This is a genomic window from Mesorhizobium wenxiniae (assembly GCF_002284535.1).
Taxonomy (GTDB): Bacteria; Pseudomonadota; Alphaproteobacteria; order Rhizobiales; family Rhizobiaceae; genus Mesorhizobium; species Mesorhizobium wenxiniae.
In genome coordinates, this window is record NZ_NPKH01000024.1 from 77139 (window position 1) to 100104 (window position 22966).

At 61.1% G+C, this 22966-nt stretch carries 14 protein-coding genes and 1 pseudogene; 12 read left to right on the top strand and 3 right to left on the bottom strand.

Annotated elements, in window-relative coordinates:
- Positions 1-136: 136 nt before the first annotated feature.
- From CIT31_RS19730 to CIT31_RS19755, 6 genes are all read left to right on the top strand, one after another.
- Entirely contained in the window at positions 137-1477 is a 1341-nt protein-coding gene (locus tag CIT31_RS19730) for an adenylate/guanylate cyclase domain-containing protein (protein ID WP_095520007.1), read from the top strand.
- A gap of 148 nt (positions 1478-1625) precedes the next feature.
- Entirely contained in the window at positions 1626-3521 is a 1896-nt protein-coding gene (locus tag CIT31_RS19735; protein ID WP_095520008.1) for an ABC transporter ATP-binding protein, read from the top strand.
- Positions 3518-5416, top strand: coding sequence for an ABC transporter substrate-binding protein (locus CIT31_RS19740; RefSeq protein WP_095520009.1), 1899 nt, complete (start codon positions 3518-3520; stop codon positions 5414-5416). The genes CIT31_RS19735 and CIT31_RS19740 overlap by 4 nt, the downstream gene beginning before the upstream one ends.
- A 2-nt stretch (positions 5417-5418) precedes the next feature.
- On the top strand, positions 5419-6417 hold the full coding sequence (locus CIT31_RS19745; protein WP_095520010.1) for an ABC transporter permease: 999 nt from the start codon (positions 5419-5421) through the stop codon (positions 6415-6417).
- Complete coding sequence (locus CIT31_RS19750; protein ID WP_095520011.1) at positions 6414-7595, top strand: ABC transporter permease; 1182 nt, start codon at positions 6414-6416, stop codon at positions 7593-7595. Before CIT31_RS19745 ends, CIT31_RS19750 begins: the two co-directional genes overlap by 4 nt.
- A gap of 207 nt (positions 7596-7802) precedes the next feature.
- The gene (locus CIT31_RS19755; protein ID WP_095520012.1) at positions 7803-8282 is read left to right on the top strand and encodes a class I SAM-dependent methyltransferase; all 480 of its coding nucleotides are present in this window, start codon (positions 7803-7805) and stop codon (positions 8280-8282) included.
- A 36-nt stretch (positions 8283-8318) separates the two neighbouring features.
- Here CIT31_RS19755 and CIT31_RS19760 read toward each other — a convergent pair whose 3' ends face one another.
- Entirely contained in the window at positions 8319-9734 is a 1416-nt protein-coding gene (locus tag CIT31_RS19760) for an adenylate/guanylate cyclase domain-containing protein (RefSeq protein WP_095520013.1), read from the bottom strand.
- 205 nt (positions 9735-9939) lie between these two features.
- On the opposite strand from CIT31_RS19760, the gene CIT31_RS19765 reads away from it, so the two are divergent.
- From CIT31_RS19765 to CIT31_RS19775, 3 genes are all read left to right on the top strand, one after another.
- Positions 9940-10836, top strand: coding sequence for a hypothetical protein (locus tag CIT31_RS19765; protein ID WP_245316397.1), 897 nt, complete (start codon positions 9940-9942; stop codon positions 10834-10836).
- Positions 10833-11357, top strand: a complete 525-nt coding sequence (locus tag CIT31_RS19770) for a GNAT family N-acetyltransferase (protein ID WP_095520014.1) — start codon at positions 10833-10835, stop codon at positions 11355-11357. The genes CIT31_RS19765 and CIT31_RS19770 overlap by 4 nt, the downstream gene beginning before the upstream one ends.
- A 210-nt stretch (positions 11358-11567) precedes the next feature.
- A complete protein-coding gene (locus tag CIT31_RS19775; protein WP_095520015.1) occupies positions 11568-12953 on the top strand; it encodes a hypothetical protein in 1386 nt (461 codons plus the stop codon).
- Between the two features lie 136 nt (positions 12954-13089).
- Here CIT31_RS19775 and CIT31_RS19780 read toward each other — a convergent pair whose 3' ends face one another.
- Positions 13090-14862, bottom strand: coding sequence for an adenylate/guanylate cyclase domain-containing protein (locus tag CIT31_RS19780; protein ID WP_095520016.1), 1773 nt, complete (start codon positions 14860-14862; stop codon positions 13090-13092).
- A gap of 241 nt (positions 14863-15103) precedes the next feature.
- Between CIT31_RS19780 and CIT31_RS19785 the strand changes: the two genes are divergently transcribed.
- A complete protein-coding gene (locus tag CIT31_RS19785) occupies positions 15104-18403 on the top strand; it encodes an adenylate/guanylate cyclase domain-containing protein (protein WP_108722853.1) in 3300 nt (1099 codons plus the stop codon).
- Positions 18404-18421: 18 nt separating this feature from the next.
- Entirely contained in the window at positions 18422-19102 is a 681-nt protein-coding gene (locus tag CIT31_RS19790) for a peroxiredoxin-like family protein (RefSeq protein ID WP_095520018.1), read from the top strand.
- 47 nt (positions 19103-19149) lie between these two features.
- On the opposite strand, the gene CIT31_RS19795 is transcribed toward CIT31_RS19790, so the two are convergent.
- On the bottom strand, positions 19150-22122 hold the full coding sequence (locus CIT31_RS19795; protein WP_095520019.1) for a trifunctional glycosyltransferase/class I SAM-dependent methyltransferase/polysaccharide deacetylase: 2973 nt from the start codon (positions 22120-22122) through the stop codon (positions 19150-19152).
- A 159-nt stretch (positions 22123-22281) separates the two neighbouring features.
- Here CIT31_RS19795 and CIT31_RS35255 point away from each other — a divergent pair.
- Positions 22282-22433, top strand: a pseudogene (locus CIT31_RS35255) (IS110 family transposase); the annotation flags it as partial.
- Positions 22434-22966 lie beyond the last annotated feature (533 nt).

Consider the following 22966-nt stretch of genomic DNA (forward strand, 5'->3'; position numbering starts at 1 on the left):
TGCACTCCGCCGGCAGCCTCGCCACATAATGCCCCTTCGACGGCTTTTGCCGACAAGGGCATTATTGACTTCGAGGGTCTTATCTTCGGGTCGTTAGAAAGGAGAATGGCTCGTCTTCGACGGGTCTCAAGATAGCATGAGCACAGCGCAAGCAGAAATTTCCACCATTCTCATGGATAAGGTTGCCGATTGGCTGACCCAATCGGCGCTGGCGGGCGACGACCTGGAAACATTGGTAAAGGGCTTTTGTGAACGGCTGGCTGCTGCCGGCCTGCCGTTGAAGCGGGTGCATTTGAGCTTTTCGATGCTTCATCCGCTTTATGACGCGCTTGGCTTCACCTGGCTTCGCGGCCAGGGCATGGAAGTGGAAGGCTTCCGCAAAAAGGACGGCGTTCATTCTGACAGATTCCTGACCAGCCCATACTACCATCTGCTCAGCCACAAGCTCGACCATCTGAGGCGCCGGCTCGACCCGTCGGTGCCGTCGGAATTTCCTATTTTCGATGAACTCAGGCTTATGGGCGTGACCGATTACTTGGCTTTCGTCCATCCCTTCAACGGCAATACCAGTCAGGGCATGATCGGGTCCTGGTCCACCGACAGCGCTTCAGGCTTCAGCGACAGCATGATTTCAGCGCTGCTGCGCATCCAGAACCATCTCGCTATCGCAACCAAGATGGCGGTGCTCACCAAGCTGGCCGACAACATGATGACGACTTATCTCGGCGGCGACGCCGGCAGGCGCGTGCTGGACGGCCAGATCAAGCGCGGCGAGGGCGATACAATCCGGGCCGCACTGGTCATGGCCGATATGCGCGGGTCGACAAGGCTTGCCGAAACTGCCGGCCGCGAAATCTACATCGATACGCTGAACCAGTTTTTCGATGCCATTGCTGCACCTTTCAATCGCAGAGGCGGACAGATCATGAGTTTCATAGGTGATGGCTTTATTGCCGTCTTCCCTTGCGAAAGGCACCGTGCGCAGTCCGAGACCGCCTGCCAGGCTGCTCTTGCGGCAACGCACAAGGCCACCGCTCGCATGATGGATCTCAATCTGCGCAGAAAGGAGCAGGGATTGGGCGACATAAAATTTGGCATCGGCCTGCATGTCGGCAATGTGATGTTCGGCAATGTCGGACTTACCGACCGGCTAACATTCTCTGTCTTCGGCTCGGCTGTAAACGAGGTCCAGCGCCTCCAGACCCTGACCAAGAAATATCCGCACAGCATTCTCGCCAGTAAGGACTTCGCCGGCTATTGCGGCGCCCACAGCTGGCTGACGCTCGGCAAGGAGGGACTGGCGGGTATCAAACAGAAGCTGACGGTGCTTTCACCCGATCTGTCGGGTGCTCTCGCACTCGATGAGGACGGCACGCTGGAGCCGATTTACGACCGAATATCCGACGCCGAGCAGGTCATGCTGCTTCATCGCGATGCAGCGCGGCTGTCGGCGGGCGCCCCGAGGAAGCTCCAGTAACCGCCCCGATCTGATCCGAACGCCTTTGGTATGCAGTCCGGTCGCCGTTCCGCCAGGGAACTGGCGATTGTTTCGAATCCAAGTTGCTCTAGGCTGGCAATGCGCTAGTCTCGCCTTTTGGACCTGCCAGAGTGGGGCTGGTATGAGAATGAATTCGGGCGTTGATCTGCTGCGGATCGAGGACGTTGGCATCTCTTTTGCCATTATCGGGGGACCGTTGCATGCCGTCAGGCGTGCAAATCTTCGCGTCCTCCCCGGCAAGGTTACCGCGCTTGTGGGCGAGTCGGGTTCCGGAAAATCGGTTATCAGCCAGGCAGTGATGGGCATTTTGCCGAACACAGCCCAAGTTCGCGGCCGTATCCTGTTTTCCGATCCTGAAAAGCCCGGCACGACGCAGGATATCCTGCAGATGCCGCGTGACGGACCCGATATCCGGGCGTTGAGAGGCAGCCGCATCGGCAAGATCTTTCAGGAGCCGATGACATCGCTGTCGCCGCTGCACACGATCGGCAACCAGGTCAGCGAATCCCTGCAGATTCATACGCCCATGGCTCGAGCGGAGCGCAAGGCGCGGACCGAGGAAATGCTCGGCCTTGTCGGTTTTCCCAATCCCAAGCGCGCCTATGACATGTATCCCTTTGAACTTTCGGGAGGATTGCGTCAACGCGCCATGATCGCGATGGCGCTTATCTGCCGGCCCGCCTTGTTGATCGCCGACGAGCCGACGACGGCGTTGGACGTCACCATCCAGGCGCAAATCCTGCAATTGCTGCGCGGCCTTCAGACCAAGCTGAACATGGCGATGCTACTGATCACGCACGACCTCGGCGTGGTCGCCAATGTCGCCGACGAGGTGGTGGTCATCTACCATGGCGAGATCATGGAAGCGGGACCTGTCGAGGCGATATTCCGCCGGCCAGGTCACCCTTACCTGAAGGGCCTGATGGCAGCCGTTCCGCATTTCGATCTGAAGCCTGGCGAAAGGCTAAAAGCGCTCCGCGAGGTGCCGGTGAATGTCGAGAACCTGCTCGGCAAGCAGACGGCGCCGGCGTCGAAGGGGCCGGACGACGTCCTGCTGTCGGTCAGGGATCTCAAAAAGACCTTCACCACCCGCAAGTCCGAATGGTTCGGAGCGGGTCATCAAACTTCTGTTCGCGCCGTGGACAGCGTGAGCTTCGATATCAGGCGGGGTGAGTGCCTGGGTCTGGTCGGCGAAAGCGGCTCCGGCAAAACCACCGTCAGCAAGATCCTCATGCGGGCTGTCACCCCTAGCGGCGGCTCTGTGATCTTTAACGGCCGCGACGGACCGATCGACGTCTTGGAAGCCGAGGGAGACGCCCTGCGCATGCTGCGCGCGAAAATCCAGATGGTCTTCCAGGATCCGGTTTCGTCGCTTTCACCTCGCATGACGGTGGAGAACATCTTGAGCGAGCCGCTGGAAATCCATCAACGCGGCAATGCCGCGTCCCGACTCGCAACGGTCAAGAGCCTGATGCAGGCAATCGGGCTCGATCCGCGCTTCATCAAGCGTTATCCGCACAGTTTCTCCGGCGGGCAGCGTCAGCGTATCGGCATCGCGCGCGCGTTGGCGCTGGGGCCTGAACTCCTGATCTGCGACGAGCCGGTTTCGGCACTCGATGTCTCTGTCCAGGCGCAGATCCTGAACCTTTTGAAAGACCTGCAGAAGGAACTGGGCCTGACCTACCTGTTCATATCCCACAATCTGGCGGTGGTAGACTACATGGCAGACCGCATCGCGGTGATGTGCGGCGGGCGTATCGTCGAGCTTGCGCCGCGCGAAATCCTGCTTAGGAAACCGGTCCACCCCTACACCCGCTCACTGGTTGCCGCAGTCCCTTTCCCCGATCTCGACAGGCCGATGGATTTCAAGACGCTGAAGCTCAGCGGCGCTTCCGACACCAGCGCATGGGGACCGCAATTCCGCGACGAGGGCGACGAGGATATGCTGTCGCCGCTCGATCTTGGCGGCGGCCACCTCGTGCTGGCCCGACGTTCGGCCGATGTCAGCGAGCTACGCCATTGATCAGCCGGCGCACCGTCCTTGGCCTCATGGCTTCGGCATTTCTGCCGGGCACGTCGCGCGCCGGCGATCTGGAGCCGGAATTTCTTCAGCCACAGCTGAAGGCCAAGGCGCTGCCGGCACTCGCCGAACGCTTGCCCAAAAGCCCGCGCGCGCTGAACCTCGCCGCGATGGGCCGGCAGCCCGGCCAGTATGGCGGCACGCTGCGCACGATCATCGGCAGCCAGAAAGATATCCGGATGATGACGATCTACGGGTATGCTCGCCTGGTCGGCTATGACGAAAAGCTTAACTTGCAACCCGATATCCTCGAAAGTTTCGACGTAGCGGATGATCGCGTCTTCACTTTCAAGATTCGGGAAGGGCATAAATGGTCTGACGGTAGCCTGCTGACGCCGGAGGATTTTCGCTATTGCTGGGAAGATGTCTGGCTGAACGATGAGCTCTCGCAAGGCGGGCTTGCCCCGGCCCTGCTGGCGGCCGGCAAGCCGCCACGCTTCGAGATCGTCGATCCGTCGACGGTCCGCTATAGTTGGGATGGGCCCAATCCCGACTTCCTGCCCAAGCTTGCTGCTGCTTCGCCGCTATCGCTTGTTCTGCCGGCCGCCTATCTCAAGCAGTTCCACAAGAAATACCAGGATCCATTCCGGCTCGCCGGCCTAATGAAGGAGAACCGGGCCAAGAAATGGACGCTTCTGCATATCCGCATGTCGCGGCAGTATCGCCCGGAGAACCCGGAACTGCCGACGCTCGATCCCTGGCAGAACCGGACCAAGCCGCCGGCCGAGCAATTCGTCTTCGAGCGCAACCCGTTCTTTCATCGAATAGACGAGAATGGCCGGCAACTGCCCTATGTTGACCGGATCGTCATGAATGTCAGCTCGTCGGCGATCATCTCGGCCAAGACCGGTGCGGGCGAGAGCGACCTGCAAAGCATGGGAATTGACTTCAGCGATTACGCCTTCCTGAAGGACGCGGAGAAGCGGTACCCGGTGAAGATGCATCTCTGGAAACGCACACAGGGTTCGCGACTGGCGCTGCTGCCCAATCTGAATTGTGCCGACCGGACGTGGCGTGGCCTTTTGCGTGACGTGCGCGTGCGCCGCGCACTTTCGCTCGCTGTGGACAGGCGCGAGATCAATATGGCCGTGTTCTACGGACTGGCGCAGGAAAGTGCCGATACGGTCCTGCCGGAGAGCCCGCTCTACCGGCCGGAATTCGCGAAAGCCTGGGTCGCCCATGATCCCGACCAAGCCAATGCCTTGCTCGACGAGGTCGGGCTTCAGACGCGCGACGATGACGGCCTGCGGATACTTCCCGATGGGCGCCCTGCGCAGATCGTAGTGGAAACGGCCGGCGAAAGCACGCTGGAAACCGACGCGCTCGAACTCATCACCGATCACTGGCGCAAGATCGGGATCGCCCTGTTCATCCGGACTTCGCAGCGCGATATCTTCCGCAGCCGCGCGCTTGGCGGCCAGATCATGATGTCGATGTGGTCGGGCATCGACAATGGCGTGCCGACCGCCGACATGAACCCGTCCCAGCTGGCCCCCACCATCGACGACCAGCTGCAATGGCCGCTCTGGGGTGCTCACTACTTGTCTCACGGCAAGGTCGGTGAGGCGCCCGATCTTCCGCCTGTGGTCGAGCTGATGGTTTTGCTCAAGCGCTGGAACGCATCGACCGAAGCCACGGAGCGCGCCGAAATCTGGAATTCGATGCTGTCGATCTACACCGATCAGGTGTTTTCGATCGGTACCGTGAACGGAACGCATCAGCCGGTCCTGGTGTCCTCGCGGCTGCGCAATCTGCCTGACAAGGCGCTCTACGGCTATGACCCGACCGCCTATTTCGGTGTCTACATGCCGGATACATTCTGGCTTGGAGAGTCCTGAGCGTGCTTCGATATCTTGTCTGGCGCATCGCCGTAATGGTTCCAACGCTGCTGGTCATATCGGCACTGGTGTTCACGATCATCGAACTTCCACCAGGCGACTATTTCGACAGCCATGTTGCCGAGCTTCGGGCTCTGGGCGAAGCGGTGGATTCCGATCGCATCGAGATGATGCGCAAGGACTATGGTTTCGACCAGCCACCGGTCATTCGCTATTTCTACTGGGTCGGCGGGATGCTACGCGGCGATTTCGGCTATTCCTTCGAATATGAGATGCCGGTTCGCGACGTCGTCGGGGACCGAATGTGGCTGACCGTGCTGGTTTCCTTCGTCACGATCATCTTCACCTGGCTCATCGCCTTTCCGATCGGCATGTACTCCGCCACGCATCAATACAGCTGGGGCGACTACGGCCTGACTTTCTTCGGCCTTCTCGGCATTGCCATTCCGAACTTCATGCTGGCGCTGATCCTGATGTATTTCGCCAACATCTGGTTCGGCACATCCATCGGCCATCTCATGGACCAGCAATATCTCGGCGAGCCGATGAGCTGGGCCAAGGCGAAGTCGATCCTCGCCCATATCTGGATTCCGGTCTTGATCATCGGCACCGGGGGCACGGCAAGCATGATCAGGCGGCTGCGCGCCAATCTTCTCGACGAGCTACACAAGCAATATGTCGTGACCGCGCGCGCCAAAGGACTTCATCCGTTCAAGGCGCTGGTCAAATATCCGCTGCGCATGGCGCTCAATTTCTTCATTTCCGACATCGGCTCTATCCTGCCGGCCATCATTTCCGGCGCCGAAATCACGGCGATCGTGCTGTCTTTGGAAACGACCGGGCCGATGCTGATCAAGGCGCTGCAAAGCCAGGACATGTATCTGGCAGGGTCGTTCCTGATGTTTCTCGCCTTCCTGACCGTCATCGGTGTCCTGATTTCCGACCTGGCGCTGGCGCTGCTTGATCCACGAATTCGTTTGCAGGGCGGCAGCACCAAATGAACACGCTTTCGCCGCTGCCCGCTCCAGGTGCTCCACTGCAACACTACGTTTCCATCGCGCCCATTGACCTGCAGTCGGTCGAGGCGATGACGCCGGAGCAGTCGAAGGTCTTTCAGGCGTCGCAGTTGCGGCTGATGTGGTGGAAATTCCGAAAGCACCGGCTTGCCGTTATATCCGGCATATTCCTGGCAGCGCTTTATTTCGGGATACTGATCTGCGAGTTCCTGGCACCCTACGATCTGCACACACGCAACATGGACTACATCTATTCGCCGCCGCAGCGGGTGCACCTGTTCCACAACGGCCAGTTCGTTGGGCCGTTCGTCTATGGCCGCCAGATGACGCTGGATATGGACACGCTCAAGCGGAACTACATCGAGAAACAGGATGATGTTCAGCGGATCCGTTTCTTCTGCAAGGGCGACAGTTACCGGTTCTGGGGCCTGATCGAAGGTGACAGGCATTTTGTCTGCCCTGCCGAAAACGGCCAGCTCTTTCTGGCCGGCACTGACAGGCTGGGGCGCGATGTGCTCTCGCGCATCATCTATGGCGCACGCATTTCACTGACAATCGGCCTCGTCGGCATCAGTTTCAGCTTCCTGCTCGGCATTGTCATCGGCGGACTGGCCGGCTATCACGGCGGTATCTTCGACCTGATCGTTCAACGGATAATCGAAGTTCTGCAATCGATCCCCAGCATTCCGCTATGGCTGGCTCTGGCGGCGATCATGCCGATAACCTGGAGTCCGATCCTGATCTATTTCGGCATCACCGTCATTCTCGGGCTGCTCGACTGGACCGGACTGGCGCGGGCCGTGCGTTCAAAGCTTCTAGCCTTGCGCGAGGAGGATTACGTTCTGGCCGCGCAATTGATGGGCGCCAAAAGCAGCCGCATTATCGGGCGGCATCTCATTCCCGGCTTCATGTCGCATCTGATCGCGACGGCGACGATCTCCATACCCGGGATGATCCTGGGCGAGACGGCGCTGAGCTTCCTCGGGCTCGGCCTGAGGGCGCCGATAACCAGCTGGGGCATCCTGCTCACCGAGGCGCGCAGCGTCAGCGTCATCGCGTTCTATCCATGGCTGCTGTTGCCGATGCTCCCCGTCATTCTCGTCATCTTGGCGTTCAACTTCCTCGGCGACGGGCTGCGGGACGCCGCAGACCCCTACAAGTGACATCGCTATTCCGTCGCCGGGCCGCCGACTCCACCCGGTATGATCCTTGTCGGCAGCCTGTTCGGTTATTGCAGTGTTCATCGTTCGCTTCTATATGTGGCGCGACGCGATCGGGGTTTAACACGTCGCCCTCGGGTTTCACCCGTGAACCGTTCTGGTCGGGGGCATTGCTGATCTCTTGAGCTGGTTCAGGACACACAAACGCATATGACTCGCCTCGAGAATTTCATCAGCAGGATGACCGCACAGCGCGACATTCTCGATCAAGTTTGCCCCGAGGTGGCGAAAATGGAAGGGCTGGTGCTCGAGCTCGGCCTCGGCAATGGCCGGACGTTCCACCATCTGCGCGAGCGCCTGCCCGGACGGCGGATCGTGGTGTTCGACCGCGAACTTGGCGCACACGCCAGCTCAATTCCCGAAGCTGAAGACCTCGTGCTCGGCGAAATACGCGAGACGGCGAGCAGGTTCATTGGCATCGACGCGGCTCTTGTTCATGCCGACATCGGCACCGGCTATGATGATCGCGATGCAGTGACCTCTACCTGGCTTCCCGATCTGATCGCGCGCCTGCTTCGCGTGGGTGGCATAGCGGTCAGCGGCACGCCGCTCGATCACCCGCTGTTGCAACGCCTCCCGCCACCGCCTTCGGTGCCCGCCGATCGGTATTTTGTCTGCAGGCGCGTGTGAGGGGCTAGACGACCCAAATCTTCAGCGGCCAAATCTTTAGGGGATCGTATACACTGCGATCTCCCGCTCAATGCCGCGCAGCGAGACCTCGTGGGGCACGGGCGTCAGCGCGTTCCTGTGCAACAGATCGGCGGTGAGATCGTCGTCGACCACCGCACGAGTGGCGAAGATCGCCTGTGCGTTGGCAAGGTTCTGGACCCGCGAAGCAATGTTGACCGTCTGGCCGAAATAGTCCTGCCGCTCGTTCATAGACACCGCGATGCAGGGGCCGGCATGAACTCCGATCTTGAGCAGCAGATCCTCGCGCCCGCTCTTGTCGTTGAGCGCACGCATGGCATCGCGCATCCTGAGGGCCGCAGCAATCGCACGATCAGGCGTCGCGAAGGTCGCCATCACTGCATCACCGATCGTCTTCACCACCGCGCCTGCCTCCGCCGCGACGATCTCGTGCAGAACCTGGAAATGGACGCGCACGAGATCGAAGGCTGGAAGGTCGCCCACCCGCTCGTAAAGCTCGGTCGATCCGCGCAGGTCGGTGAACAGGAAGGTCAGGCTGGTGATCTTCAGACGCTGGTCGATGTCGAGTGTATCCGTGCGATAGAGGTCGCGAAACGTCTGGTTGGTGAGCAGGCGCTTGGCCGTCAGGAACGGCCGGCGTTTGCCCAGGAAATCATGCAATACCTGGCCGGCGATGAAGACCGTCGGCAGCACGCGGGTGTCGGTCCTGTTTTCCAGCGAAATGCGCAACGGGCCGGGTTGCATCTCCAGCGTCTGGTTCTGGACATGGTCGCGGTCGAAGACCAAAGAGAGGCTTCGGCGCTCTTTTGTTGGTTCGCCCTTCCCGTCGATGAACTGGGCTGAATGGGTGACCGGCTCGAAGACGATGATGAATTCGGACGGAAGCTGTATGGGCAGAACCGCCTTTTCACCGGGGGCAAGCTCGATATCCTCCAGCGAGAACGCTTCCATCTTTTTCGCGAAATCCTCTTCCGGCAGATCGACGCCGGACGCCCAGTAGATCTGGCGGAAATATTCCACAACCGGCAGTTCGTGCGGATTGTGTGCGGCAATCCTGCGCACGCGGGGACTGACCGTGAATGTCACCTCGACCATTTCGTCAAGGGTCGGCGAATAGCCCTCGGAGCACAGCGCGCAGGTGTATTCGTCCTTCTGCAGGGTTTTCAGCGTGGCGTTGGTGTCGAGCACGCCGCCACAGCCGGGGCACAGAACATTCCAGGAAATGTCGAAGATGCCCACCCGCGCTGCATGGAGAAAGGCGCTTATGGCGCGTTCCTCGTCGAGGCCATGCTTGCTGGCGAAGGCTGGCGCATTGATGCGGCAAAGTTCGCGGTCCTTGCCCTCCGCGATGGTTCGCTTGATCGCGTCGATTGCCTGTGGATCGACATCGGTCGATTGCCGCAGAAGCGAGAACAGATCCTGAGATTCGTTCATCGTGCAGGCTCCGGAAAATGCGCCCTCGAGGCGTCTTGGCCGGACCAGGTCTTTGGTCCGAGTGCTCCATCTTACTTCGAAACGGACCGTACGGCCATTCGAATGGCCAAGCCTGGTGACAGTTCAATTCCATTCGGCGGATTTTCACCGGCCGCAAGCGGCACTATGATGGTCCATGGGGCCATTCATCGTTGGGGCTTTCTCCATGCCGACATCCAACAACCCGCCATTTCCCGCGGCCCTGCGCCTTTTCTCTGGGGCGGTCATCATCGTCCTGATCGTAGGCGCCGGCCTGTTTTTCGCGCTGGTCAAGCCGCGCTGGCCTTGGGCCGTTACGCCGTTCAATGCCCGCTTCCTCGGCGGCTTCTACACCGCCGAAATGGTCGTGATGGCGGCGCTGGTGGTCTGGAATCGCTGGTCGCCCGGCAGGCTCGTGCTCGTCATGGCCTTCATCTTCACCGTCATCGTGTCGGTGGTTTCGTTCATCAATCTCGGCTATTTCGACTTCCGGCGCAAAGCGCCCTGGCTCTGGTTTTTGGTCTATCTTGCTTCGGTCGCGGTATCCGGGCTGTTCCTGTGGCGGGCCAGGGCCCGTCCTTCTGCAAAAGGCGTGACCTTGAATCCCGCATGGCGAGGCTACATGCCGGTGGAATCGGCGATCCTCGGGCTCTATGGCGTCGGCCTGTTGCTGTTTCCCCTGACATTCGGCAGCATCTGGCCATGGCCGATCGATGCCTTCCACGCTCAGGTCTACAGCGCCATCTTCCTCGCCGGTGCGGGCGGCATATATCTCGTCTGGAGAAGCGCGCCGCGCGAGGAACTGCTGGTGCTCGGCTTGGCGCAGTTCCTGATTGGCCTGCTTGCCATCCTTGGCATCGCATCACCGACGCTGCGGTGCACCGGATCGACTGGACGGCGACCGGGACATTGTGCTGGCTCACCCTTTTCGGCTGGATCGGCGTCAGCGGCGTCTTCAAACTCTACGCCGCCTCCCGGTATTTTAGCTCGCAATCGGCATCATAGGTTGCAGAGACGGCTGGATTTTCAGGTGACGTCCGGTGCATCGTGCCGGGTCGATTGCCATCGCCGGAAAACGCCATGACCAGCACGACCTCGCCATCCTCCGAGAAAATCCAGCCGCAGCTCCGGTCCGTCCGGCCAAGCGATGCGGAGGCGCTTTGCGCTATCTTCAACATGCCGGGCTTCCGCTGGGGCACGCTGAGGATGCCCTTCGAGATGGTGGAGCAGGTGGAGCGGCGCATCGCCAAATCCGGCCAGGAAACCACTTGGATCGTTGCCGAGTTGGACGGCAGGGTCGTCGGCCATGGCAGCCTGGTCGTGCAGAGTTCGCCGCGCCGTGCGCATATCGGCGAGATCAATATCGGCCTTGACGATGCGTATGTCGGCAAGGGTATCGGCTCTGCCATACTTGGCGCGCTGCTTGACGTGGCCGACAACTGGCGCGCCCTGAAGCGGGTCGAATTGACCGTCTTTGCCGACAACGAGCCGGCCGTCCGCCTCTACACAAGCCACGGCTTCGAGGTCGAAGGCCGGCATGTGAAGGCCGGTTTTACCGATGGGCAGTACCACGACCTCCTGAGCATGGCCCGGCTGCGGTTCTGAGAGCCGCTGTTTGGCCTTAACTGTTTAGCCAATCTAACAATTCGTGCCGAATCGGCGACAGCGCTTGCTCATGGAGAACTCCGTTGAATACGGTCAATTTCGTCTCACACCATCTTGATCGAGTTGACAATCTATGTGTGGGCTATGTGTGGGCCGGCCGCAAGTCTGGTCTCCCTTGGCGTTTGCACCGCAAGCGGCTAGACGGGACCAATGACCGCCGTCTTTGACCCAACCACTACGCCTCCGGTGGAAATTCTGGCTGTGCTGTCGCTGCTCTGCCCGGAAGTCGCGCGTGACATCGAGCAGAACTGGAATGCACCGGTTTCCGATTACGCCCGCCATCTGTGGCGGCCGGTGGCAAGGCCTGCATCGGGCCCGGCGATCGCTGCCCGCTCGATCCTGCGCGAAGTCCTGCATCAGCGCCTTGGTGCGATCATGCAGCCTGAAGAGATCTGCAAGGCCCTCGACGAGTTCGAGCACAGACCGGTGATTCAGTCCGGCCTGCACTGCCTGCTTCTGATGGACCGGACCACCTTCGATGCCCTCCTGCTTGCCTGGCTCGGCGCGGTCGAAAACGGGCTGTCGGCCTTCTTCGGCTTCATGGGAACGACGATGACCATGGAGACAATTGGCCGGGAGGGGCCGGGATGGCTCGATGTCGGAGACGACAAGATCAACCTGTTTGGCATGGGGCGCCACAAACTGTGCCGCAAAAGCGCCTGCGTGGCCGGTCCCGTCACCCTCAACAAGCGCGCGCTCGAAGCGGTCGGCGACGAAACGGATGCCAGCCGCTGGCTGGGCACACTGCTTGCCAGCCAGGACAAGGTTTTTGGAACCGCCGCCGATGCGCTGACAGCCCTCAACGAGGATCTGGTCGCCGATTGGGATCGTTCCGGCATGGCCCTGCCGGTTTTCATCGACGATCGGCTCGCCGCGGCTGCCATGGCGCGGCATCTAGAATATGACGGCAGCCTTCTTTCCAGGCTGCTCATTGAGCCCGCAAGGCGCCAGCGTCTCGAACGTGCCTTGCAAGAGGCCGCATCGAGCCCATTTGGCAGATTCCTGCCTAATGCCACGGCCTATTTCTGGGGCATCCGCGAGGAGCGCGTGCGAAAGCTCGTCCTCGAGAACGGGCACCTGATCGAGCCTGATAGGCCGCATGGTCTTTCCATCCCGTTCGAGCGGCCGCATCTCAAGCAGGCGCTGCTGGACGGCGTGCTGCTGCCGAACTTGTTCCTGATGTTCCTCGTCCTTGCCATATTGCCGCGCGTGCGGGTTGTGGGCGGCCTGAGACAGATTGGCTATGTAGCGCTTTTCCACTCCATCCTGCTGGCTGTGCTGGACGAAAGCGCGCCGGAAGAGCGCGATCTGGCTGCGGAGCTGCAGGTTCGGGAAAATGCCTGGGGGATGCGGGTCATCGATGAAAAGATCTCGGTCCGCGAGCAGCTTGCCGGCCTGCCGGAAGGGGCGCTCTTCCCGGACCTGCTCCGGCAATACCGTTTGCGGACATTTGCCGAGACGACCGACGACCTGAAACTGGTTCGCGAAAACGCCCGATGGCGCAAGATCGGCCAGGCAGAGATCAAGGCGACCTGAGCCTCACTTTTGACGCAATTCCTGACGGAAAACGGTACGCACTTTCCCTGGAATTGCTCTAGGTAGTGCGCAACCGCAAGGCGACGGCGATCTATCGGTGAGCCTCTGCGTCTGATCCGGCCGCATAGGCCACCTGTCATTGTACGACACCGGCCTTGCGGAGCCCGTCCACCACGAGTTCGAAATCGGCAGGGTTCTTGTAGGGCAAGACTTTGCGACGGTATTCCAGCGAATAATCGGGATTGACGCGAAGCACCTCCTGCCATGCCGCGCGGGCCTCGGCGAAACGGCCCAGATGGCCGTAGCTGGCGGCCAGAAGCGCGCGCGAGACGTCGGTGACAGCGTTGCTAGCCAGCCGTTGCATCAAGAGGTCAACGGCCTCTTCGTACCTTCCTAGTTGAAACGAGGCCAAAGCCTGAAAGTGCAGAAGCACATCCGGAAAGTATGGATTCAAGGTCTTCCCCCGGGCGAAACTCTCGAGGGCCTCCTCGGACCTGCCCGAATAGTACAGCGCCTCGCCGAGGATGACGTGCCCTTCGGCGAAGTTCGGATTGAGGATTATCGCACGCTCGGCCTCGTTGATGGCCCCATCGTGCCGTCGTGAGTACAGCTTGACGATAGCCAGCGCCCAGTGCGCCCAGGGATCGCTGCCATCCAGCGTTACCGCTCGCGTTGCGACCTCTTCCGCTTGCGCCATCGATTCTGGCGGCGACGCACTCCACCTGTTCAGGTAATCGAGTCCGTGCGTGAGGGCGAGGAAAGCGTGGGCAGAGGCAAACATCGGGTCCAGTTCGATGGCACGTTGCAAGAGGTTGCGGGCTGCGATGTTCGTCTCCTTCGTCAGCCGGTGCCACAGCTCCCGGCCCCGCAGGAAACAGTCATATGCCTCCGTGTTGCGCGGGTGCTCGGGCGCCAGCCGCTGACGATCACCCTCAGTCAGATTGAGCGCCAGCGCATCGACGATCTGCTGCGTCACGTCGTCCTGCACGGCGAATATGTCGGTCAGGTCGCGATCGAACCGCTCCGCCCAAAGATGGCCGCCCGAGGTTGCATCGATGAGCTGCGCGGTGATGCGTACCCGGTTCCCCGACTTGCGTACGCTGCCCTCAAGTACATGCCGCACGCCGAGCTTGGTGCCCACCTCCTGCACATTGACGTTCTGGCCCTTGAAGGTGAATGACGAATTGCGTGCTATGACGAAGAGCTGCGACAGTTTGGACAGCGCCGTGATGATATCTTCAGAGATGCCGTCGGCGAAGTAGTCCTGTTCGGCGTCACCGCTCATGTTGGCGAACGGCAACACGGCGATCGACAGCTTTGGCGGCGCTGCCGTCGGCGGCCGGCTCGTCGCAGTTTCCGTTGTCGCGGCCGCCTTGGTTCCGGCGCTGCCGACTTGCAGGGAATAGACCCGGATGGGCTCGGCGATGTTCTTGAGCTGTGTGCTGCCGAGATCGCTGACCGAGAGGTCGAGCCTCGCCTTGACCTGGCGATAGGCATCCTCGGACAGGCAGATGGCGCCGGGCGCCGCGACGCCCTCCAGACGCGAGGCGATGTTGACGCCGTCGCCCATCAGATCGCCGTCGCTTTCTTCGACCACATCCCCCAGATGGATGCCGATCCGGAACTCGATGCGGCGGTCCTGCGGCACGCCGGCATTGCGCTCGACCATGCCATTCTGCACTTCGAGGGCGCAGCGCACGGCGTCTACCACACTGCGGAACTCGACCAGTGCGCCATCGCCTGTGCGCTTGATCACGCGTCCGTTGTGGACAGCGATGGTCGGCTCGATCAGGTCGCTGCGCAGTGCCCGCAACCTCGCCAAAGTACGATCTTCGTCCGCGCTCGCGAGCCGGCTGTATCCGACCACATCTGCAGCCAGGATTGCGACTAGCTTACGATTCTCGCTCATGGGTCCGTGTCCTCATCTCCACAATAGCAGGAAGACGGAGGGTAAGAGGGAACTTTCGCAAACGACGGCCACGCAGCCGCCCGAATCGGCAGCGCTCTGCCACCGGACCCACACGGATTGCTCGATGCCCATTTGCGCTGCCGCTTGCCGGTCGACGGCTATCGGTGCATCCTTGTTAATAGCCTGCCGTGAAGTGCGTGGCGAGATCACGGCGTCACGGCCTGTAGAGAGGTCTTGTTCGATGGACTGCTCGGGCTGCGGTTTCGAGGTTGAGGGCGGTTACGCCTTCTGTCCGAGGTGTGGCAGGCGCCAGCCCGTGCCATGCGTCAGTTGCGGCTACCCCTGCGCACCTGATTTCGAGTTCTGTCCGAAATGTGGGGCAAGCGTCGGTGCGCCCGCAAAAGCGGTTGAACGGCCTGCTCCGACGCCAAACCGGACCATTGTGCCGCCTTCCCGGACTCCGTCGCTGCTTCCGAATATCGAAAGCGAAGATGGGCTGCACCCCGTCTCCGACGCCGATCGACGGACGGTCACGGTCCTGTTCGCAGACCTTTGCGGCTTCACGACGCTCAGCGAGCAGCTCGACCCCGAGGTCATGCAAGCGCTGCAGAACCAACTGTTCAAGGAATTGACGGCGGCCGTGCGAAACTTTGGTGGTTTCGTCGACAAATTCATCGGCGATGCACTGCTCGCTTTGTTCGGTGCGCCGGTCGCGCATGAGGACGATCCGGAACGTGCGCTTCGCGCCGCTCTCGACATGATCGCCCGGACGGCGCGGCTCGGCGAAAGCACCCCCCACTCGGGCTCGCCTCTGTTACTCCACATCGGGATAAACACTGGTCCGGTCGTTACTGGCGGATTGGGCATCGGCACCGCCAAATCCTATTCGGTGACCGGCGACACAGTGAATACGGCGCAACGCCTGCAATCGCTGGCCGCACCGGGTGAGGTGCTGGTAGGCGAGCTCACTCACAGGCTGACCCGGCATGCCTTCTCCTACGAATCGCTCGGTGATGTCGTGTTTCGCGGCAAGGCTGGCAGTGTGCTCGTCCATCGACTGGATGCACCGCTCGCGACTCCGCGTGCAGCGCGTGGGCTTGAGGCGCTCGGCCTCAGTGCGCCGATAATGGGTCGTGGTGCGGAGCTCAATAGAATGATGGCGAGCCTTGACCAGGCGTGCAGCGGCTCGGCCCAACTTGTCCGCCTCGTCGGAGAAGCCGGTATCGGGAAATCGCGGCTGGTGAAGGAGTTCGTCGCCCGCGTCGGCGACGAGGATCGTTTTCGCAACATCGCCGTGCGGCTGGCCACGTGCTCACCGCTGGGCGAACAATCATTTGGCGCCTTGGGCGCAGTGGTGCGCAGTGCTGCTGGGATGATGCAAAACGACAGTGGGGACGAAGTGCGGGGGAAACTCGCAGGCTTGCTTACCGATCTCGGCCTGGAGGGCGAGGAGGCGAAGCGGCTGATGCCTTTGCTTTACCATGTGCTCGGCCTTGGCGACCCCGATGCCACCTTGCAGCATGTCGAGCCCGAGCAGCTGCGGCGGCAAATTCTCTACGCAGTCCGCACAATCATCGAACGGCGGCTTGCGCTGTCGCCGCTGTTGATTGTCGTCGAAGACCTGCATTGGGCCGACGCCGTGTCGCTCGAGGCACTGCGTTTCGTGATGGACAGGTTGGAACGCACGCGGTTGATGTTGCTGGTCACGCATCGTCCGGCGCCGGACAACGGCCAGCTCGACTCAAGTCGGGTCAGTCACACAGCGCTCAGGCTTTCGCCGCTCAACAATGATGACGGACGCAGCCTGCTGGCGGCGCTTTTCGGCGAGAGCTGGGTAAACTCCGCAGGAGGGCTTCTCGACCAGATCCTTGGGCGCGCGGGCGGCAACCCCCTTTTTGTAGAGGAGATCGTCCGCGGCCTTGTCGATCGCGGTGTACTGATGCGCGAGGGCCAGCGATGGCGGACTGTGGCAGGCGAATTCGCAACCGGCATTCCCGCCACCATCCAGGCAATGTTGCTTGCTCGCGTCGACCGGCTGCCCCAAGAGGTGCGGCGGCTGGCCCAGGAAGCCGCGGTAATCGGCCAGCGCTTCGATGCCACACTTCTGAAAGCCGTGACAGCCGACCCCGGCCGGCTAGAAGCCGGCTGCGAACTGCTTTGCGATGCGGAAATCATCGAGGAAGTTGCCGGATCAGGCTCGGTCTCGTCGCAAAGCTACCGCTTTACGCAAACATTGCTGCAGGACGTGATCTACCAGAATATGCTCCTGCAACGCCGGACCGACATCCACGGGCGGGTCGGTGCTGCCTTGGAGCAAGTGTGCGGCGGCAAGCCGGAACGGCTCGAGGATTTGACCGTGCTCGGTCATCATTTCGCACAGAGCGCCGAGCGGGAGAGGGGCGCGCATTACCTGCAGGCGGCGGGCGATCGCGCTCGCATGATATACGCCAACGACGACGCCCTTCGTTTCTACGAGCGAGCACTGACTGCGTTGGGCGCGATCGGGCAAACACCACTCAAACTGGCAATTGCAGAGCGCATTGCCGATTTGAGCGGCCCGATAGGCCGTCGCGAGATCGCGCACCACCACTACGAGACGGTGTTGCAGGCATACCGCGAGTCAGCCAATCGTGTCGCATCGGCGCGAGTTTTGCGTAAGATCGGTCGGCTGCTCTGGGACGTCGGCAAGCGGGACAACGCAGAATCCCGCTATGCTGAAGCGGCAGCGCTCCTCGATGGAGCGGATGCCCCGATCGAGCAGGCGCATCTCTGGCAAGAACGTGGCCGACAGGCGTTCCGTAGCGGAGATCACGCTCTCGCGGCAAAATGGGCAGACGCGGCGCTGGATTGCGTACGCTCTCTGACAACGGAGCATGTCTCCGAGGTAGGGTGTGATGCCACTCTTGTGACCGCCGAGGCACTTAATACCAAGGCTGTTGCGTTGGCTCGCCTTGGGCGAAACCGTGAAGCCGTGCGTCAGGTTGAGCATAGCATTGAATTGGCCGAAGCCGCCGGTCTACTGGGCGCGGCCTGCCGCGGCTACACCAATCTCGGCGTGCTTTACACGACCATCGATCCGGCACGGGCGATGGAGGTCTGTCGGCGCGGTCTGGAAGTGGCGCGCCATATTGGTGACTTGGGTTTCCAAGCGCGCCTCCTCGCCAATCTGGCGGTTGCTTGTTGTACTTTCACGGATCGCTGTCCAACGGAGGGCGTGCCTGCTGCCGAGAAGGCCATCGAGATCGACCGGGCGCTCGACCAGCGCGAGCACCTGCCGGTGCCGTTGATCGTGCTTGCGCAGATCCACCAATGCCACGGCCGTCCGGAACTGGCGGTTGGCTTGTTCCACGAAGCACTGGACGTAGCCCGCGAAACGGGCGAGCCCCAACTGCTGTTTCCGTGCTATGATGGTCTGGCAACGCTTAATCTCGACCTCGACAATCTGGCCGAGGCCGAACGCTACTTTTCCCTGGCGCAGGGTATATGCGCCCAGCACGGGCTCGACCCGGAAGCGCTTGTGGTGCTGCCTTTTCTCGATTAGCCGGGTTGGAGGTTGGAAATGTCCGCGCGTAGCGACTTGGTACCGCTTCAACCGGGCGACCGTGCGCCGAACGTGGTACTCGACGCCATTACCAAGGAAGGCAAAATCGCGCTTGACGACTTTCGAGGACAAAGACCGGTGCTGGTCGGCCTGTTTCGAGGTCTGCATTGTGCGTTTTGCCGGCGCCATATCGCCGCCCAGGCGCGGCTTGATCCGGAGCTGCGCGAAAAGGGCGTGGAGAGCCTGACGGTGGTCAACACGCCGATCGAACGGGCGCGTCTCTATTTCCGTTACCACCCGATGCCGAATCTGCTTGCGGCCTCCGACCCTGAACGCGCTTCACATCGTGCTTTTGGACTGCCCAATCTCGAATTCACCGAAAACGAGACCAACTGGCCGTACAAAGTCTCGATGGCAGCGGTAAAGGATATGCGGGTCGACATACCAAGCGAGTTGCCCGGTCCGATGGATCCTATTGCGGCCGGCGAGATCCTCGACAAGAGGGACCATTACGAACTGACCGAAGCCGACGAGCAGATGATGGCAACGGGACACGGACAACTGGTCGGTCAGTTCCTGCTGGACCGACAGGGGATCGTCCGCTGGAGCTTCACGGAGGTTCCAGAGGGTGGGCGATACATGTTTGGGGCGCCAAACCCGCAGGAGCTGATGTCAGCGGTGTCCCAAGTCGCCCAATAGGGCTTGCGAACGAGGAAAACGGGCGGGACACTGACAAGTTCACCGTTTCATCCCAGCACGGCCTCGACCCTGGCAACAAAGTCATCGAGCGAGCGATCCCCGCGAATCTCGATGCGCGGAAGGTCGATGGGATCGCAATCGAGGTCCGCCGGGCCGTGTCTGCCGCCGAAGCCGATCCGATAGCCGCACTCCTTGGCCAGCCTGCCAAGCCGTCGATCGGTGACAGAAAAGGGTGCCGCGAACGCCGTGGTTAGCCGACCGGTCCACCGTTCGATGAACATACGAGAGCGAAGCAGCTCGCTGGCCAAGTCAGAGCTCGACAGACCATCTATCGCGCGATGCGTCGCCAGATGGCTTCCGAAGAATGCACCTTCGGCAGCGAGGCGTCGCACCGTCCCGGCGTCCATAAGCTGCGTTGGCGGACCGCTGTCGGCGTCCCACAGTGCACTTTCACCCACCAGGTCCGTCACCAGGAACACTTCCGCGGTCAGGTCGTTCGCGCGCAAGATCGGCCAGGCATGGTCGGCAAAGTTCTGGAAGCCGTCATCGAAGGTGATGAGCACTGGGCGGCCAACGAAAGGTTGACGGTTGGCGATGAACCATTCCAGCTGCTCGGACCTAATCGCGTGAAAGCCATTGGCGCGCAGCCATGACATCTGGCTGTGGAATGCGGCCGGCGTGAGCCGAAAACGGGCGAGCGCGGCCGGACCTTCATCGGAGACGCTGTGATACATGAGGACAGGGATACGCTGCCGCCGCTCGCTACGCGCAACGTCGCGGCGCAAGGCCCGCGCCCCGCCCCAGACGATATTTCGCGCGACCCCGATTTCAAGGCGCGCGCGGATTGGCACTTGATCAACCATCGGTTCCGTCGCCACGTCGTCCGGTGACAGGCGGCGGAAGCGGTCTATGCGATAGAGCTCGGTCTGGATCGATTGATCGAGGACGAGGCCTTCGGTCCCTGCCAGCGTCTCTGAGATCGCTTGTGCACCGAATGTGTTCCAGTCGAAGCCGGTCCTTTCAACATTGTCACGTAACACGAATGCGTGTGCGTTGATGAAACTGCCGCCAGGCGCCAATGCCTCAACGATTTTTTTGGCGATGCGCCGCAACTCGGCGAGATCATCCAGATAGTAGAGCACTTCCGAACAGACGATCAGGTCCATCTCACCCGGCAGCGTGTCCACGCAAAAATCCAGTACGCCGAACTCAACATTCGGCTGATCGCTGCATCGCGCGCGCGCTCGCCCGATGGCTACGGCGGAAATGTCAGTTGCGGTCAAATGGCCCACTCGCGGCGCCAGCTGCCGCGTGAAGTGCCCCTCCGCGCAGGCGAGCTCAAGCGCCCGTCCGATCGGACCGGCAGGCAGAATTTCGAGCTGCCGCTCATATTTTTCCTGCTCATAAGACGAACCGTAGTTCCAGGGATCCTCGATCGCGAAACGGCGATTCCAGAACGACGTGCGATCATTGTCGTGCCCATCCGCGGCCGATGCACGGCGTGGCGCTGCAAGCGGCTCTGTCGCTTCGGCGCTCGACCGAACCAGCCCCCGCGCTTCCGCGGCCAACCGCGCGAGTTTGCCGAAGTGGCTGTCCCGATCGGACCGGCGTCCCGCGATGGACAACAATGCCTCGGCTGCAAACATGTTTGACTTGTCGGCACCGGCGCCCTGCTGCGGGGCATGTACAGGCGATCGCCTCGCAAGTCGCGCGGCACTGTGTATAAGCCGCTCAGGGGGCACGAAATTCCGGATCAATTCAATCCAATGGCGCCTTGTCACTTTCCCGAGTACGCCGAACTGCACGACAGCCTCGATCTGGCCATCCATCATCAGATAGGCATAAATTTGATCGATTCCTTTCGGCAATTCGATCGAGGCCGGATTTCGAGCGTCGACGCGAATTCCGAGTGTCCGCGCCAGTCTGCGCGGCGCGGCAAGATCGTCGAAGTCGAGAAGCATTTCCTCAAGCTGATACTGGACGCGGCGACCCGCGACGGGATCGTCCCAGACCTTGCCGAGTTCGGTGATCAACTCGGTGAGGGAGCCGCCGAACCTGTCCCAGCTGGCAGCCAATTGCGCTGGCACCGATAGGCTTCCTACCATAAGGCCATCGAAGGCCACCTTGGCGATGTCACGCGCCCACTTACGTCCGGCCGGGAGCGCGCGCAGGGACTGCGGGCTGATCGAGCGGCGGCCGCTGCCGCAATCCGACGCGGCGTTCCATAACGCGAACCACGCGAGTGCTTCGGAAGCGGTGCGGCCGTCCGCCTCGATCGCTCCATTGGCGTGAGCCGACGCTGGGTGGTCGACCCGGGGGTCAGCAGAAAAGCCGCGGGCGATCACGATTTCCGCATCGGCCAGCATCTGCGTCGAATTGCGGGTGAGCGAGTTGGGGCTGGTCCGATACAAAGCGAGCGGCTCGTCGACCATCACCCAACGTTTGCCTAGACGTGCGAGGCGCTGCCACAGATCCCAGTCCTCGCAGGTGCGCAGCGAAACATCGAAGCCGCCCAACTCGACAATTGTCTTCCGGTCGACCAGCAGCGCGTGAGTGCGAATGGCGCACCGGCGCGCGAATGTTTCGAAGGGCTGGATCGCAATCTCCGTCGGGATGCTCGACGGGGTGAGTTGGCCATCGGGCATCACGCGCCGGGAACCGCAATAGGCGGCGACCGCATCGGGCGCGTGTTCAAGTGCGGCCAGCATTTTCGCAAGGAAGCTGGCGTCCACCCAATCGTCCGCATCCAGGAACATGAGCCAGCGGCCGCGCGCTGTCGAAATCCCGCAATTGCGCGCGCCGGCGGCGCTATGCGCGCAAGAACTCAACGTCCGAAACCGGGCATCGCGCTCCACATAACCGGCGACAATCGCGGCGGTGGCGTCCTTGGAGGCGTCGTCGACGACGATCGCCTCCCAGTCCATTATTTCCTGATCGAGAAGGCAATCGAGTGCGCGCGCCAGCGTTACCTCAGCGTTGTGCGCAGGAACCACGATTGAAACCAAAGGATTATGCACCACGCCGTCTTACCCGTGCCTGGTTCGAAGGTAGAACAAGAGTCCCGAAACATAGCCGGCGATTCCTGCCAAAGGGAACGGTCCTCAGGGACGCTGCGTCCAAACAGTCTCCTGCGAACTCTTCCGAGCCGCCGCGACGCCGCCATTTGGCTGCGGAGCGAGCTTGCTCCTGTCGTGCTACCGATGCTGGAAGCCTGGCGCAGCATTCGCATCCGTGCCGCCGAGCTTGGGCGCCAGCTGTCGCAGATGCACGTCAAAGCCAAGCATGCCGCATACTCATGTCGATCCCCGGAGTCGGCTCCATGACCACGAGCTATGGTCCCTGGCACCGTATGAGTGAACAGCTACGGCAGACTGACGTCTTTTGCAATCGGGGGCGCCGTAAATGCAAGCTCACTGAAGCTTTGGTGTGAATGACTGCCGTTATTGGGACAATTGCTCCCCCCTGTCGACCGAAACGCCCCGCATTCTCGAACAGCCATTCTCCGTGCGAAAGAGGACCTCCCTTCTACCGTTGGGCCTCGCATAGGAAGCGGATCGTCGCAGTATACAGCCGGGTGCGAGACAGTATGTGGGCCGCCAGACCAGCTAATTTAGATACTTCTAATGAGTCTGCGCTACTTAATTGCGCTCCAGTAGCTATAGACGGAACATTGTATTACTCATTTCGATAGTAGATTGCGTCCAATGGTCGATTAGATTAGCCGGTTATGGCTGCTATCACAAAGAGATGCGAGAGCGACACCAATCGGAACTCGTGCATTTGCTGCTAGTCGAAGAGATGTAAAAGGGACGCACGAATTGGCTTACGTCAAGAAGATTCCGGCTTGCGAGCCGGGTATTTTGC